The sequence below is a fragment of the Paenibacillus sp. Y951 genome (assembly GCF_056786395.1).
The window spans coordinates 137,775-153,759 of record NZ_JBXCIY010000002.1; the positions used below are offsets into that span (position 1 = coordinate 137,775).

At 37.4% G+C, this 15,985-nt stretch carries 17 protein-coding genes and 2 pseudogenes; 8 read left to right on the forward strand and 11 right to left on the reverse strand.

What is annotated here, in order from left to right:
• Positions 1 to 101 precede the first annotated feature (101 nt).
• Positions 102 to 1,055 carry an oxygen-dependent tRNA uridine(34) hydroxylase TrhO gene (gene trhO, locus AC1TPB_RS03340; RefSeq protein WP_482062626.1) on the reverse strand — a complete coding sequence of 318 codons (954 nt, stop codon included), beginning with the start codon at positions 1,053 to 1,055 and terminating at the stop codon, positions 102 to 104.
• Positions 1,056 to 1,276: 221 nt separating this feature from the next.
• Positions 1,277 to 2,203 (reverse strand): diacylglycerol/lipid kinase family protein, encoded by a 927-nt coding sequence (locus tag AC1TPB_RS03345; RefSeq protein ID WP_482075188.1) that lies wholly within the window; start codon positions 2,201 to 2,203, stop codon positions 1,277 to 1,279.
• A 276-nt stretch (positions 2,204 to 2,479) separates the two neighbouring features.
• Here AC1TPB_RS03345 and AC1TPB_RS03350 point away from each other — a divergent pair, with 276 nt between their 5' ends.
• Entirely contained in the window at positions 2,480 to 2,614 is a 135-nt protein-coding gene (locus tag AC1TPB_RS03350; RefSeq protein ID WP_482075189.1) for a hypothetical protein, read from the forward strand.
• A gap of 54 nt (positions 2,615 to 2,668) precedes the next feature.
• Positions 2,669 to 2,857: a hypothetical protein gene (locus AC1TPB_RS03355; RefSeq protein WP_482075190.1), complete on the forward strand. Its 189-nt coding sequence runs from the start codon at positions 2,669 to 2,671 to the stop codon at positions 2,855 to 2,857.
• Here the strand turns inward: AC1TPB_RS03355 and AC1TPB_RS03360 are convergent.
• A complete protein-coding gene (locus tag AC1TPB_RS03360; protein WP_482075191.1) occupies positions 2,854 to 3,489 on the reverse strand; it encodes an FMN-dependent NADH-azoreductase in 636 nt (211 codons plus the stop codon). The genes AC1TPB_RS03355 and AC1TPB_RS03360 overlap by 4 nt on opposite strands.
• Before the next feature lie 491 nt (positions 3,490 to 3,980).
• Positions 3,981 to 4,421 (reverse strand): hypothetical protein, encoded by a 441-nt coding sequence (locus AC1TPB_RS03365; RefSeq protein ID WP_482075192.1) that lies wholly within the window; start codon positions 4,419 to 4,421, stop codon positions 3,981 to 3,983.
• Positions 4,422 to 4,711: 290 nt separating this feature from the next.
• Between AC1TPB_RS03365 and AC1TPB_RS03370 the strand changes: the two genes are divergently transcribed.
• Positions 4,712 to 5,710, forward strand: coding sequence for a glycoside hydrolase family 43 protein (locus AC1TPB_RS03370; protein ID WP_482075193.1), 999 nt, complete (start codon positions 4,712 to 4,714; stop codon positions 5,708 to 5,710).
• A gap of 145 nt (positions 5,711 to 5,855) precedes the next feature.
• Here AC1TPB_RS03370 and AC1TPB_RS03375 read toward each other — a convergent pair whose 3' ends face one another.
• The 4 genes and pseudogenes from AC1TPB_RS03375 to AC1TPB_RS03390 form a co-directional block, all read right to left on the reverse strand.
• Positions 5,856 to 6,821, reverse strand: coding sequence for an ArsR/SmtB family transcription factor (locus tag AC1TPB_RS03375; RefSeq protein WP_482075194.1), 966 nt, complete (start codon positions 6,819 to 6,821; stop codon positions 5,856 to 5,858).
• A 139-nt stretch (positions 6,822 to 6,960) separates the two neighbouring features.
• Positions 6,961 to 8,265 carry an ABC transporter substrate-binding protein gene (locus tag AC1TPB_RS03380; RefSeq protein WP_482075195.1) on the reverse strand — a complete coding sequence of 435 codons (1,305 nt, stop codon included), beginning with the start codon at positions 8,263 to 8,265 and terminating at the stop codon, positions 6,961 to 6,963.
• A gap of 37 nt (positions 8,266 to 8,302) precedes the next feature.
• Positions 8,303 to 8,401: pseudogene (locus AC1TPB_RS03385) on the reverse strand (response regulator transcription factor); the annotation flags it as partial.
• Positions 8,394 to 10,211 carry a sensor histidine kinase gene (locus tag AC1TPB_RS03390; protein ID WP_482075196.1) on the reverse strand — a complete coding sequence of 606 codons (1,818 nt, stop codon included), beginning with the start codon at positions 10,209 to 10,211 and terminating at the stop codon, positions 8,394 to 8,396. The pseudogene AC1TPB_RS03385 and the gene AC1TPB_RS03390, both read right to left, overlap by 8 nt.
• A 152-nt stretch (positions 10,212 to 10,363) precedes the next feature.
• On the opposite strand from AC1TPB_RS03390, the gene AC1TPB_RS03395 reads away from it, so the two are divergent.
• The 3 genes and pseudogenes from AC1TPB_RS03395 (at position 10,364) to AC1TPB_RS03405 (ending at position 11,212) form a co-directional block, all read left to right on the forward strand.
• Positions 10,364 to 10,774, forward strand: coding sequence for a hypothetical protein (locus AC1TPB_RS03395; RefSeq protein WP_482075197.1), 411 nt, complete (start codon positions 10,364 to 10,366; stop codon positions 10,772 to 10,774).
• A pseudogene (locus tag AC1TPB_RS03400) lies at positions 10,707 to 10,989 on the forward strand (ABC transporter permease subunit); the annotation flags it as partial. The gene AC1TPB_RS03395 and the pseudogene AC1TPB_RS03400, both read left to right, overlap by 68 nt.
• A 43-nt stretch (positions 10,990 to 11,032) precedes the next feature.
• On the forward strand, positions 11,033 to 11,212 hold the full coding sequence (locus AC1TPB_RS03405) for a YjfB family protein (protein WP_482062644.1): 180 nt from the start codon (positions 11,033 to 11,035) through the stop codon (positions 11,210 to 11,212).
• A 118-nt stretch (positions 11,213 to 11,330) separates the two neighbouring features.
• Here AC1TPB_RS03405 and AC1TPB_RS03410 read toward each other — a convergent pair whose 3' ends face one another.
• Positions 11,331 to 11,690, reverse strand: coding sequence for a hypothetical protein (locus AC1TPB_RS03410; RefSeq protein ID WP_482075198.1), 360 nt, complete (start codon positions 11,688 to 11,690; stop codon positions 11,331 to 11,333).
• A gap of 264 nt (positions 11,691 to 11,954) precedes the next feature.
• Between AC1TPB_RS03410 and AC1TPB_RS03415 the strand changes: the two genes are divergently transcribed.
• The gene (locus AC1TPB_RS03415) at positions 11,955 to 12,989 is read left to right on the forward strand and encodes a cation diffusion facilitator family transporter (RefSeq protein WP_482075199.1); all 1,035 of its coding nucleotides are present in this window, start codon (positions 11,955 to 11,957) and stop codon (positions 12,987 to 12,989) included.
• A gap of 48 nt (positions 12,990 to 13,037) precedes the next feature.
• On the opposite strand, the gene AC1TPB_RS03420 is transcribed toward AC1TPB_RS03415, so the two are convergent.
• Positions 13,038 to 13,454, reverse strand: coding sequence for a hypothetical protein (locus tag AC1TPB_RS03420; protein ID WP_482075200.1), 417 nt, complete (start codon positions 13,452 to 13,454; stop codon positions 13,038 to 13,040).
• A gap of 167 nt (positions 13,455 to 13,621) precedes the next feature.
• Entirely contained in the window at positions 13,622 to 15,049 is a 1,428-nt protein-coding gene (locus tag AC1TPB_RS03425; RefSeq protein ID WP_482075201.1) for an amidase, read from the reverse strand.
• Between the two features lie 211 nt (positions 15,050 to 15,260).
• Here AC1TPB_RS03425 and AC1TPB_RS03430 point away from each other — a divergent pair, with 211 nt between their 5' ends.
• A complete protein-coding gene (locus AC1TPB_RS03430) occupies positions 15,261 to 15,788 on the forward strand; it encodes a superoxide dismutase family protein (protein ID WP_482062648.1) in 528 nt (175 codons plus the stop codon).
• Positions 15,789 to 15,985 lie beyond the last annotated feature (197 nt).

The following is a 15,985-nucleotide window of genomic DNA, read 5'->3' on the forward strand; positions in this document are numbered from 1 at the left end:
CAACCTCAACATTAACAAAAAAAAGCTTACGTAACATTTACGCTACAACGAAGTTTGTCACCTCTGTTGTAGTTACAATGGAATTTACGTAAGCTTTATTATTATTGAGTTATTTCTTGCAGCAATGCTTTCATTCTAAGTTGTACTTCTTCTGCAGATAGGTTATGTCTCGCAATATATAGGTTGTGTGGATGCTCTACACATGCCGGAGTACAACTTCCCAAATACTTATGCTCATTCTCTTCTGAAGCGAGAATTTGTTTATTACACTCGGGATTAGCACAATTAATATATCGTTCACAAGGTTCACCAGTAAAATGATCTTTTCCGACAATAACTGGATCAACCTGATTTATAGGAACTACAAGTCTTTCGTCAAATACATAGCATTGACCATTCCATAATTGACCTTTCGCGACAGAATCTTTACCATAGGTCACGATACCGCCATGTAACTGGCCAACATCTTCATATCCTTCTCGAACTAACCAACCAGAGAACTTCTCACAACGAATACCACCGGTACAATAGGTTAAGATTTTTTTACCATCTAACATTTCTTTGTTATCTCTAATCCATTGCGGTAGTTCACGGAATGATTCAATATCTGGGCGAATAGCTCCATCGAAATGTCCGACATCAAATTCATACGTATTACGCGCATCAATAACAATCGTATTCTCTTGCTGCATTTCCTCATAGAAATCAGCAGGCGCTACGTAACGTCCTGTAACTTCTAGTGGATTAATATCATCTTCCAAGCTTAAGTTAACAAGCTCTGGACGTGAACGCACATGCATCTTTTTGAAAGCATGTATTTCTGATTCGTCTATTTTGAAGACCATTCCTTGGAATAGCGGATGAGCGTTCATATATGCCATATAAGCATTTGTTTGCTCAACTGTTCCCGACACTGTTCCATTAATTCCTTCATACGCTACAAGAATCCGACCCTTTAATTCCAATGACTTACAAAAGGCTAAATGTTCCTTTGCAAATAGTTCAGAATCTTCAATTGCAGTGTAATGATAATACAATAAAATACGATAATCCATCTTCTCATTGACCACCTATCATGTATATTTACAGGATATAACCTGATAGAGTGATTCTCAATAAGCTCAGTGAGCAATAATTAAGAACACCTGCCTATTTATAGGCATAAGAGAAATTATAGCTATTCTACGTGTAATTTGCAATCGTAATATACTGGATTGTGCATATTTTTCGTGTTTTATTGATTAGCAATCAGTAATTAGTAGCATATCTTATTGTATTAGCATTTAGCCAAATACCATTTACGTGGATCCAATTGGCAAGTAATCATCTTTTCTGCAGATACAAGCCCAAGAAATTCTCCATCAACATGACTGACTGTAGGTGCGTCAACCTGCAGTGAAAACTGATCGGATTGTAACATTTCCACTTCACGAAACTTCACATGCTTCCCCCAAAATACGCTCATAAATACTAGTAATAGCTTTATTCTCGATAAATCATGTACAACTGTCAATTCTAATTGCTGATCATCACTTCTAGAAGAAGGTGAAATCTTCATTCCTCCGCCAAAGTAAGGCCCATTACAGATCGAGATAAACCAAACATTACGGAAACGATGCGTTTGCTCTCCACTATGAATAACTGCATTGAATCGTTTGAAAGTAAACAACGCCCAAATTGTGAGAATCATATAGGATAGTCGGCCTAGCTTCACATAATTGAGCCAACGCTTTAATCGGGATTGGTTCAAAGTCGTAGTAATAAAAGCATCAAAACCAATCCCTGAATTGTTGACAAAGCTATGTGATGATTGATCTTCTAATGTAATCTGACCAAGATCCATCGCTTTGAGCTCTGAGTTGTGATGGTAGTAATAATTCTCTACATCAGAAACTTTTTCAAATATATAGTATCCCCGTGCAAAATCATTGCCTGAACCAGCTTTCATTGCTCCTATTTGAATATGATCATTGCCAGCAGATCCTTCAATGACCTCGTGAATCGTTCCATCGCCACCAACTGCTAATAATAGAATAGATTCTTCCTTTTCTAGCGTATATTGCTTAGCTAGATGAACAACATGACCAGAATAATCAGATATATGAACGATATAAGGAATCGTGAGCTGCGACTTTATTTTCTTCCAAACATGCGCGCCTTTACCACCGCCTGCTTGTTCATTGACGATAAAAATAACTTTCACTTCGTAATTCTCCTTCGGAAGCATTCTTATAGTGTTAGTTCAAAAATCGAGCTTTATGAACTTCCGCTTATAGTTAAGCTTACAAAGAAATGTCGCATTTTGTCTATAGTTATTTGCTACCGAGAACAACGAAACTTTCAGCGGCAGCAAAAAAAGAGCATCTAATTCAACAAGCACAATGCTTGTGAAAAGATGCTCTTCGTTTAGATGCGATGTCGACTAAGCTACAACGCATCACATCGTTATCAAAGCCTGCTGTTTGAACTTCCTCTTACAATGAAGGTTCAAAAAGCGGGCTTTCAGAATCGAGCATGTGAAGCGCTACTTGAGAAAGGCGGAAGCGCAAGTGTACATGATTACGTACACGCGAACCGTACTTTCCAAGTTCGCCTCAGATGCGATGTCGACTAAGCTACGTTAGCCAGTCATCGTTATCAAAGCCCGCTATTTGAATTTCCTCTTACAATGAAGGTTCAAAAAGTGGGCTTTCAGAATCGAGCATGTGAAGCGCTACTTGAGAAAGGCGGAAGCGCAAGTGTACATTATTGGTACACGCGAACCGCACTTTCCAAGTTCGCCTCAGATGCGATGTCGAATATGCAACGTCAGCATAACATCGTTATCAAAGTCTGCTGTTTGAACTACCTCTCTTAAGCTGTTACTGCAACAGAAAGTTTTTCTGCTGCCGCCTTAACCTGCTCAAGACCAGCCGCAACAATCGCTTCTGCTTGTGCTGGAGCAGAAGCATGACCTTCGATAATTACTTCATCAATAACTTCACAACCGTAAACTCCGCCAATAACGTTACGCATATAATTAACAGACATCTCCATAGGAGCCGCTTCTGGAGAAGAATAAATTCCACCACGAGCATTTAGGAAGATAGCTTTTTTGTCAGTCAATAGTGGAACAAGTTGACCTTGTTCGTTGTATTTGAATGAATAACCAGCTTGGTAAGTGTAGTCAATAAATGTTTGAAGTGCCGCTGGAATTGTTAGGTTCCATAGTGGGAATGCGAATACTACTACATCAGCAGCTGTTAGAGCATCCATTGCTTTTTGTTTTGCAGCAAGAAGACGTTGGTCTTCAGTCGTTAATGTACCAGCTTGTGCATTACCAAAAGCGTCAAAGAATTCTTGACCGAAATATGGCATATCTTCAGCGAATACATCAAATGTCGATACCTCTACACCTTTTAGATTAGCTACAAATGTTTCATACATCTTGCTTGAAACACCTTCAGATGCTGGACGGTTATTTGCTTTTACGATTAATACTTTTTTCATTTCTCATTCTCCTTTATCTCTTTGAAATTATGTCTCTATATAAGATACTTTTACATCATAACCTATATTACCGATAAAATAAATAGCAACTATACAAAATATAGTGTTAAATTATGAACATTTAAGCAAAATGTTCACCTGTTAGGCAGTGACAAGCAATATATAATCAATACTATCGTTGTAAACATTAGTGGTATTGTCGTAAGAGACAACATGATTAATGTGGCCGTTATTGCGATACACTATGTCTGTTAATTCATAGGCAATTGTGTTGTAATCCGGCGAACAACAAAAAACGTTACACTCAAAGGGAGAATATAATGTGATTGGTACGTGTTCACAAACAATGAAACGAAACCCAGCAGAAGGAGGACGCTCCAGTGTACGTAATTGGTACACGAGTCCCGGACTTCCCAAGTTCGCTTCATATTCGATATCGAATAAGCAACTACGCAACACATCGTTATCAAAGTCCGCTTTTTGAACTACATCTAAGTTAAGCGAACCTCAGCCTGCTTCTCTGCCGACTCATAGATTGCACTCAAAATTTGAATCATATGAACACCATCTTGCGGTGTAATCGTTGGCGTATCTATACCTAGCACACAATCGATAGTTAGTTCATTATTAATCAATGAGAAGCCAGCTTCCGTACCTCTCCACTCAAGGAAGCGCTGCTCTTCTTCAATATTAGAAGCCCAACTAAACTCTACTTGTAGCGATGCGCCATTCTCAAAACGGATAAAGCCCGTTGCCATATCTTCTACGTCAAAAGTACCCGCAGGAATTTTTCCAGTCTCATCTGGTCGATCTGTAAATTTACGATTAGCATCACACACTGCAACAACTTGAATATCTTTTGAAGTTTTCCATCCGTTCAGATGCGCATAACGATATATTCCACCTGCGCCGATAATTCCAACTTTTAGCATGTCAATTATCCTTCGTTCTGCTATTCAACAGCTTTTAATATAGCTATTAACATATATATTAATACATACATCATTTAATTAACATATATGTAAACCACCTCAACCTACAGCCTTCGCCATTTCAAGAGGTTTCCCTTAAAAATAGTGCTATCCATTGTATCATTCCACTGTTTAGATGCTTTTTTTATGTGAATTTTAAAAACCTACTAGACAAAAAGATCAGTTTATGTAATATTAATATTATTATGAATACTTAATGTTTATATTAACTTTATAGTCAGGAGGACTGTATGACTAACAATTTAACAACGGAGTATATAAATCCGATTATTCCCCAACGCGCTGATCCATGGATTTATAAACATTCAGACGGCTATTATTACTTTACTGGATCAGTTCCTAGCTATGATTGCATTGAACTGCGTCGTGCTACCACGATTAGTGGTCTTGCAGAGGCAGTGCCTTTCGTATGCTGGCGCAAATATGATACGGGTCCCATGAGCGCGAATATTTGGGCTCCTGAAATTCATTACATCGATAACAAATGGTATATTTACTTCGCAGCAGCACGTACTGCCGAAACAAATGAAGGATTATTTGATCATCGTATGTTCGCATTAGAATGTGATGCAATCAATCCACTAGAAGGTCCTTGGATAGAAAAGGGACAAGTGACAACAAATTGGGAATCGTTTTCATTAGATGCTACTTCCTTTGAACATCATGGTCAACGTTATTATGTATGGGCTCAAAAAGATGCTAAAATTCCAGGTAACTCTAATCTATATATAGCACCGATGATCAATCCTTGGACACTTTCAGCTAATCAAGTTCGTATTTCTATTCCTGAATATGAATGGGAAAAAATCGGCTACCTCGTTAATGAAGGTGCTGCTATATTGAAGCGTAATGGTAAAATATTTATGACTTATTCTGCTAGTGCAACTGACCATCATTATTGTATGGGCTTACTCTGGGCAGATGAAGATAGTAATTTACTTGATCCGCTATCATGGAATAAGTCACCTGCACCTATCTTTGGGACCAATGAAAAGTTGTCTATCTTCGGACCTGGGCATAATAGCTTCACAGTAGCAGAAGACGGCGTTACGGATTTGATCGTATATCATGCTCGTAATTACAAGGAGATTGTTGGCGACCCATTGTATGATCCTAATCGTCATACTTGCGTTCAACCTTTAACTTGGACACCGTCTGGTTTTCCAGATCTAGGTAGACCCGTTCAGAAATCTGCTCTTCCTCTTGTAGAGACTGATCTGGCTCTTTAATTAAATTAATCGTTACTAACCATTTGCAAGCTATACAAAAAACGCATTCCGTTCCACTATACAGTGGGATAGAATGCGTTTTTTTTGTTTTCATCTATAAAAATTCATGTTCAAAAGTGAGCTTTTGAACTACCTCTAATACGTATTAATTCGCTTTAGCAGCTTTAGCAGCCTCCGCTACTTCCGCTTCTGTTAGTCGGCGATCATAATAAAGCTTAAACACTAAGTCCTGATTATAGTTACCAAATCCGCTTCCGAACAGTGTTACACCTCCTACATTTTCCGCATCTTCCAATACAGATATACGGAACTTCCACTGCTTCAGATCAAGATCAAGGCTAGATAATTTCACATCAGAAATTTTCATACCATCAATAAAGGTACCTTCTTCATTAATCTTCAGCATCTTCAGCAAACCATACTGATTAATTTCATCCCACCACCAGTCAGGTGTATAGCGACCACGTTGCTTGTCACCACCGAAATCACCAGGACTTGTCCATTTTCCAATATCTACGCCATTCAATGTAAATGTAATATCTGACGGCCAGTTTTCGTTAGCAAACGGTGCTTCCGATGAAATTTCCATTGATATTTCTAACTCAAGGGGATTTTCATTTTTATTCAAATAATTGGCTAGTCTGTATTCTACAAACCCTTGACCGAACCATAGTATCTTGGCGTTCACTCTTTCAGGCTCTAGAAAAGCACGTGGCTCATCAAACATACCTAATACTTTAACCGATGTCGCTAAGCCACAAGTTGGTGTTACTTCAAAGTCTGTATAATGACCTACAGATACTTCAGTTACATGACAATCGCGAAATACAGTTTCAACTTTAGGAGGGAATACGATTTCGATCGAGTCCGTAACTAATGTACATACTTTTTTGGCTCCACCTTTACCAGGCTGCATAGAAGACTTAATAATACCTGCTCGCTCAAGCTTCTTAACATGCATCGTCATAATCGCACTACTAAGACCCATCGCATCCGCAAGTTCTTTAATATTCATAGACTTTACTGCAAGTACTCGAATCATTTCGATTCGCACATTACTCGCTAATGCTTCATATACAGGCAATGAGTGTTGAGAAATATCTATTTTCATTAAATACCACCTTATAAATAATGTTTATATTAATAATATACATTGTTGTTAATCCAGTTGCAAATGTAATCGCATTCACTTTTATGTATATTATTACATTTCACTATAATTGTAATAGTTTGTGCTGTTTCATGCTCTACTACTTAGCAGCGCCAAATTGGATCCATGCCTGTTGAATTTCTTCTACAACATTATCTTTTGATTTGTTTGCACCGATATAAGATTGCATAATTCCACCGAATTTTTGGTGGAATGTATCTAATGAATAGTTAACAGAAAGCTCACCTGATTGACCATCTTTCAAAACTTCTTCCATTTGTTTCATCATATCTAGATCAGGAAGTGGTGCATCTTTAATTGGCGGAATAACTTTCGCTACATCCGAGAACCAGCTTTTACCGTAGTCAGAAGTATATAGCCAGTTAAAGAATTCAATTGTCTCTGCTACTACTGGAGAATCTTTGGAAATACGAAGTGCTGCGTCTGCACCTGTTGTAATCATTGCTTGTTCAGCCTTATCACTTACCGGGTAACCAGCAATTTGAAGATTGAAGTCTAGTGTAATTTTCTTAATTCCTTCTTCATCCCATGCACCTTTACCAGTCATAAATGCGGCTTGGCCAGTTGCAAAGTCACCAACTTGAGCATTAGAATCACGTTCAAGCGGCTTAGTTGTTCCATGCTCTACTGTTGTATCGATAAAGCTAAAGAAGTTATTGTAAAGTACTGGATGTTCTTGGAATGTTGTCGTTCCAGCAATAAATTGATTAACTAGCTCCTGAGGTGTAATATTAGCATCTTCAGCGGCTGTGTTAACGAAATGTTGGAATATATGTTTCCATACCCACCACTCTTTGTAGGCATTAGCAAAGGGCGTAATGCCTTTAGCTTCAAGCTTTGCAATAGCATCTTCCATTTCAGCTGTTGTAGCTGGTATCGATGTTATGCCTGCCTCTTCAAGCAAATCCATATTGACGATCATACTCATTAGATTCCCTTTAACAGGAAGACCTAGTATTCGGTCATCAGAAGATGTCATATTTGTCTTAACGATGTCAGTCATCACTGCCGCAAGTGGCTCGTTCGTTAGATCAGCGCTGTATTCAGCGAAATTATCAATATCACCACCAGCAGTTGTCTGGAAAACATCTGGCGTATTACCTGAAGATATTTTTGATTTCAATACTGTGTTATAATCTGCTTGCATAATTTCAAGGTTAATTTTTACATTTGGTTTAACTTTGGCGTATTCTTTAATATATGCATTAAAAGCCTCTGTATATTCTGGTGCAGCGGTGAACATGTTGATTGTCACTTGTTTCTCACCAGTATTTGTTCCATTTGTTGCAGAATTTCCGCCGTTCTTGTTATCGCTTTCACATGCAGCAAGCATACTCATCACAAGCACTAAACTAACGGTTAGAGAGGTTAATCGTTTTAACATATAAATGCCCCCATTCACAAATGTTGTTACGATACTATTCATACAATTGCACGACACCAAGCTCTTCCCATAATCCTAATATTGTGATTGCTTCACGCAATGGTTCTTCATCATCAATAAATAACAAACTATATATGATCCTGTTGTCCTCCTCTAGGTAGTATAATTAATAGAGTAGTTTGCTGATCATCGCTCAAAATAACAAGTTGCGCATCATTACCATATAATAGCTTTAATCGTGTGTTTAAGTTAATTAACCCGATATTCTCCTGCTTATTGAGTGCATCCTCCCAATCTTGAGCAAGCCATTGCTTAATCTCTTGTAGCTTATTAGATTCAATAGTCGGTCCATTATTGGCAACCGTAATTATAACTTCAGTTGCTGTTTGCTCCGCAGAAATATAGATCGTTACAGGTGTAGATATTTTTTCTAAGCCGTGCTTCACGGCATTTTCCACAAGTGTTTGAATCGATAGCTTCGGTACTTCAATATCCATTAGCTGCTCATCCCAATCGCGCTCAACTTGAAGCCGATCGCCAAAACGCGCCTTTTGTATATTAAGATAATGACCAATATGTTTCAATTCTTCCCGTGCACTAACTTTATCTTTACCGCTAATACAATAGCGTAAGGATAATGCTAATGAATCAACCATATCTACAATTTCAAATTGACCGTGCTTTAACGCTTTCGTTGAAACCGCTTGTAATGCATTATATAAGAAGTGCGGATTGATCTCAGCTTCCAATGCCTTTAGTACAGCATTTTTTTCAGCAAGCTTTAATTTGTAGCGCTCATTAATTAGTTCATTCGTCCGACTCACCATTTGATTAAACCGATGTGAAATGTAAGCTAATTCATCATTTCCAACAACATCTGTAATCGCTTCAAAATCACCCGCGCTGAATCTCTTCATTTGCAGTGATAGTTTTTTCAATGGCTTTGTAATTTGATTAGCAAAAACAATAACTAATAGCACTGCTAAAATAAGAAATGCAATACCGACAATCAGACTGAAATTACGAGTTTGATTCGCAATATTATTAATCTGGTTATAAGGAATTTGTTTGATTAGCTTCCACCCTTCAGATTTACCGATATTATAAATAATAAGATATTTCTGTTCCCCATCTGACCAAGTATATTGACCATTATTTTCAGTTGTAAGATTTGAAATGACATTCTCATTCATTAATTGATGATACGTTACAGAGTCCGTTGCTACAAAAACTTCATTACTTGGGCTTATCCAAAATAACTGTTCTCCTTCTTCAAGTGGAACATCCTCCATAATGATATCTTTGACAGAACTATTATAATAAAACGACAATACAGCCTGAGGCTCCCGACTTACAATCGATCGCAACACTCTATGATAAGCAAAAAAATCTTCATTATTTGCTATCCGATAAGCATCAACATATTTATTGAAATCCAACGACTGATACGCACGATTATGTGGGCTATTCAATACTTCCTCATACCAAAACTGCTCATCTGTAGTCTGATCTGGCACCGTTCTAATCGATATATCGTACTGCTGACGTGAAATTTCATAGTACTTATTAGCTTGGACAATATACATATATACGACCATCAGATCATCCTGATTAAGAAAAATGCTACGTAAATAATCCTCAATGTACATCTTCGATGCATAATCTTCTGATTCATGTAATATCGCATACGTTAATTCATCATAGTTCACTTGTGGTAGTGATCTCCGTTCCATTTCCTTTACATAATCCTCAAGATTTTGATTAACCAATTTCAAGTTATTCGTAGTACTCGAAATACTATTATTGATTGATTCTTTATGCAGCATTTCATAAGAGATAATTGTCAGAGAACTTACAACTAATATAATAATTGCTGAAAATAAAATAATAAGTTTATTTACTAATCTACTAGTAATTCTATTGAGTAAGCGCTTTAAACATTTCATTGTAAAATCCCTCCCCATTCATAGTTTCAACAATACGGTTCACTTTTTTACCCTTAAATGATAATGAAAGTCCATTTTGAAGTAGCCTTAACATCCGTATAATATTAAATATAACGTCACTAAGCGGCATAATACAAGAAAAGAGGTGCCTTATGTTCAAATTTCTAGGTCGAAGATCAAATGAAAAAATCGAATTTAATTTATTCGCGATTCCTGTTCTTATTTGCGTGGCCATCGCTTTCTATATTCCATTCGTTATAACTATAAGATACTCTCTTATGGAGTGGAATGGAATATCTAGTAGCGTAAAATTTATTGGACTAGACAATTTCATAGCAATCTTATTGGCATTATTACTTAATATGAAGCTGAAATCTACAACTTGGTTAAGAGCAGCCTTCTTCGTTCCTTACATCTTAAGCTTAGTCATTATTGGTTTCATATGGGAATTTATTTTCATGCAAGGTTTTGAGTCATTAGGTAAAAGTACAGGCTGGGCTTGGTTTTCTATATTGGGGATTCGGTGCCCCACTAGCTGTATTTATCTATCATGGATTTGTTAAAGGAATTCCGAAGGACATTGATGAAAGTGCGACAATCGACGGAGCTTCTGGCTTCCGCTTATTTTTCTCAGTAATTTTCCCGCTTTTGAAATCAGTAACGACAACGATTATAATTATCGATGTGATGTGGGGCAGTACTACCTTCCATTATCGCATTTATGTTCTTACAAAAATATATTGTTAAAGGTGTCGTAGCAGGGGCGGTAAAAGGTTAATATTGATGTTGAAGTTAATGAAAAGTTTTAGGAGGGGATATTATTGGATATTGCGGCAGCATCAACCGCTAATAGTCTTGCTAATGTGCAAGCTCAACTACAAGTTGGCTTGCTAAAAAAGTCTTTGAACCTTAGTAAAGACCTTACTTCGCAGCTATTCACTAAAGTGCTAGAAGGTAGCCTTGATCCTAATTTAGGTAAAAACTTAGACATTAGAGCTTAAGTTTTCATAAGAAAGAGCGACTCATAATGAGTCGCTTTTTCTTATTCGTATACATATGTATAGATCATTAGAGTTATCTGTATATCGCGTTATTTGTAGCTGTTAATGAGGTCCGGTATTACTGATTGTTTTGATTGTTTTGATGATTTTGATTATTATAATCATTGTTGTAGTACATTTGTGGCTGAGCATTTTCCACATCTTTTACTGTGACAACTAAGCCACCAAACTTCTTTGCTAAACCGTTATACACTAGCGCAATTAACATCGCAAACAGACCATATACCCAAATAAGAATAATAGGTAAAATAATATACGGAATACCTACTGCTAGTAATCCACGTTGACCAATTGCCGAAGCGATAATAGTAAAAAGAATGCCTACTAGCATCATAAATCCTAATGGAATAATAGAATAATAAATCGTTACCTTAAACGCAGATAACGGCGTTACATTGGTCACTTCAATTTTCTTCACATACTTCCCCCCTTTAACTGTTCATATTATCTTATGTTCATACCAGCGACGATATCCTTAATTCAATATAAATATATACTCAAATTCAATTATATTACATATCAAGGAATATTGGAATGATGTCACTGCTACTTGTAAACACTAGCGCGGTATTCAAGAACAATAATATTATTGACTAGTTAATATAACTATGCTTTACTATACATATGAATATATGCTCATATGTTGTTGGGTGTTTAAGTGAAATTTTAGGAGGGATATATAATGACTACTAAAAACTCTGTACATAATGATACACATCGTAGCTGCGACCACAAACATGGTCATGAACAGCAACATAACGACCAGTACCATCATAAACATGACCATGAGCACGACCAGCATCATGGTCATGATCATAGCCACGGGCTGCACCATCATCATGGCGATATCGAAGGAAATCGTAAAGGGCTAATAATTGCCCTTATTATTACTTCAACTATTATGATTCTCGAGTTTTTCGGCGGCTTAATCACAAACAGCCTTGCTTTATTATCCGATAGTGGACATATGCTTAGTGACACTAGCTCGCTATTATTGAGCTTAATCGCATTTGGGTTTGCTGCCAAAGCAGCTTCGCCCAAACAGACTTATGGATTTCATCGCTTTGAAATATTAGCAGCTTTATTGAATGGTGCCACTCTATTTCTTGTCGCCGGAATTATCATCGTAGAAGCATTCAAAAGGTTTGTTGAGCCACCAACCGTTGCTAGTGGTTCCATGATTCTCATCGCCTGTATTGGCTTATTAGCTAACTTGCTCTCAGCTTACTTTCTAATGAGAAAAGGCGATGTGAAAAATAACATTAATATGCGTAGTGCTTATCTACATGTTATCGGTGATGCACTTGGTTCTGTCGGTGCCATTGTTGCAGGGTTAATTATGTTAGCATTCAAATGGTATTATGCCGATCCGATCATTAGTGTTGTTGTTGCGCTACTTATTCTTCGTGGTGCTTGGGGTGTATTGAAGCAAACGGTTCATATATTAATGGAAGGTACACCATCGCATATCGATCAGCAGGAAGTGCTACATACATTGCAGCAGCTACCACATGTGCTAGAAGTACATGACCTGCATATATGGACGATAACTTCAAATCTGGATGCATTAAGCTGTCATATCGTGATTGAGGAGCATGCTGATCAACAAGCTGTATTACAACAAGCACTAGCTCTGATTGCTAATAAATTCGAAATTGAGCACTCCACGATACAAATTGAAACACCTTCCTTCAATCATGAGCCACTTAAGGTTTAGTTTGTAGTCACTATCTAACGTAAAAAAAAAGCTCTGATGTCGTAGTTATTATACTGCAATATCAGAGCTCATATTTGGATAATCTATGCTATTTTCAAATTCCAACTGGTTCTCTGGACCACTTCCACCACCGCCCAAGATGATGGAGTTACTCAGATTGTCCCATGATTCTATCTTTGATTCGTGTAGCTTATGTGTACGTTGCTCATCATAATAAAATATTAATTCGACGTTATCAATATTTGTAATGTCTTCAGATTGATATGAAACTTTTCCTCTTCCAAATTGTAACTGACTGTCTTTATAGCTTAATTGATAGTTTTCTACTAACCAGTTTTCTGATTTTCCTTCTAATAATATATCTATCCAAATATCATGTTTTGGCACATTGCGAACGAAAAAAAATAACGATAATGTTATGCAGTTAGTAATGATAAGTAACATACTGATTTTTTTCCATTTCATAGAACTAAACTCCTTCCGTAAAAAGCATAAATGGTTATCACATTATGATAACCATTTATGATAGAGATATAAACAAATTAAACTTTAGTCAGTAGAATAAGTAGTAATGCTTCATTATACTCATATTTAGTTGTAGTATTTGGAGTTACACTAATGGAGATTTACCTCTACGCGTCGTAAGTAGTACAACGTTTATAACGATACATCTCTTCCTCTAACCATTCTCCTAATTGGAAAATAGCATCTTCATTGCCGATGTTGCAAATAAGCTGCACACCAATTGGCATACCTGCTTCATCCGTACCGATTGGCATCGTAAGCGATGGAAGTCCCCATACATTGGCATAAGCGATATAAGGCATATATTGCTTGTATGATTTGCGAATCGAGAATATTTCACTGTACAACTTACCATGCTTTTGCGCTGCTTCATGGTAGACAGGAATAATGAGTATTTTATTACTGAAATACTCAGCGATCTGCTGATCTCCTTCAGCAAACAGCTTGCGGATTTCTGCTAGTCGATCTTCCGATGGTTGAAACATTCGAGCACCTATTAACGCCCAAGAAAGATAAGGATGAAGGTCAGATTGGCGCGTTACCTTCTCTTTCACGAACTCCCATAATGGATATTTCTTCGTACCATCTTCCGTTAATAATTTCACTACATGCTTGGCTCCATCTATACTCATTAATTCTTGCCAAATAAGCGCACAATCATCAAATAGTGGAGGCAACTCACTGTTTACTTTATAATCAGCCGCTAATTTGGCACGTAATTGCTCCATCAGTTGATCCGTTGTTTCATCTAGTGGAATATTGGGTTGCTTATAAGGCATTACAAGTTCATAAGCATCAAGATCAACGAATTTCCGCTTCCCAGCTGTTAAGATTTCATTCATAAGACGGGCATCACGTACTGATTTACTCATCGCACCAATACCTAGCATACGATTCTGCTCCGGAATTGTCACATGGGGGAAATTACCGACAGCACTAACCTGCTTATCACCTGATTTGAAACCGACAATTCCATTGTTATGGCTCGGAAAGCGAATAGAACCACCAATATCTGCTCCTAATCCTACTGCTGCACCACCAAGAGCAATTAACGCACCTTCCCCACCGCTAGAACCACCGACCGAGCGCGAAAGATCCCAAGGATTATTCGTCCGACCATATAGCTTATTATCTGTTTCCTGACAAAAACAAAGTGTTGGTGTATTCGTCTTACCGATGATGATCGCACCTTCTCGCCTCAACAAAGCTACTGCTTCAGCATCCTCGGGCTCGATATTATCTTTTCGATGGATTAGCCCACCTGTTGTTGCCATTCCTGCAACATGGAAGCAGTCTTTAATACTAATCGGAACACCATGCAATCTACCTACTGGCTCATTATTTTGCAATTTTATATCTGCATCTATCGCTTCCTGCTTCGCAATATCATAGCGGTCAGCCGTTACACAATTTACACTTTTGTTCGCTCTTTCAAGATGTTCGATATAAGCATTGGTAACTTCTAATGAGCTATACTGCCCAGTTTTAATTTTTTCTGCTAGTGCCGTTGCATCATCATCTAATATTTGTTTCATCACCATTCCCCCCCAAAACCGTTATGAGTTTTTACGAGTAAAAAGTTAATTCGAAGATAGTCTTTATAAAGAGTAGTCCGCTATTACTAGTGTACGTGCCTAGTTGCTATATATTCTAATCATACTAAAACTCAACAGTGTTTGGAATATTAATTATTCTATTGGGCAACATATGCTAACAACTTAATAAACACTTACAATGGAGGGTTTTATGAACAAAATATTAATTGGGCTATCCTTGCTCATCGTAAGTTTGTGTATCAATACAACTGGCGTCAGTGCGAAGGGAAAAACAATAACTATATCTATCATTAATACCGATGGACTTAGTATCGGAACAGCCAGCCTTGTACAAGATGGTGACAATGTCAAAATTCACTTACAAGCTACACAATTAACTGCTGGTGTGCATGGCATCCATATACATGAAAATGGACAATGTGATCCGCCTGACTTTAAGACAGCAGGTTCACATTTCAACCCCATCAACCATCAGCATGGATTCAACAATCCCAATGGATTTCATAACGGTGATTTGCCTAATGTCGAAGTATCGAGTGATGGCACAATCGATGTGGAACTCATTACAAGTGTCGTTACACTTAAAAAAGGTGAAGCTAATTCATTGCTTAAGAAGAAAGGTACTTCACTTGTCATACATGCAGATGCTGATGACTATGTTACCGATCCAGCTGGTAATTCTGGAGCACGCATTGCGTGTGGTGTTATTAGTAAATAAACAAAAAGGCAAGTTTCCAGTTTTTCTGGAAACTTGCCTTTTTTTATTGCTACTTTTGTCTGTTCATGAATTTTCCGATAATTCTTCTTATTTACATATTTATTCGTAATGAAGCTATAGTACAATAATATTGTAGCTTCACCGCAACACAATACGAATGAAACAGCGATTAGTCATTATAGCTCAATCTATTATAT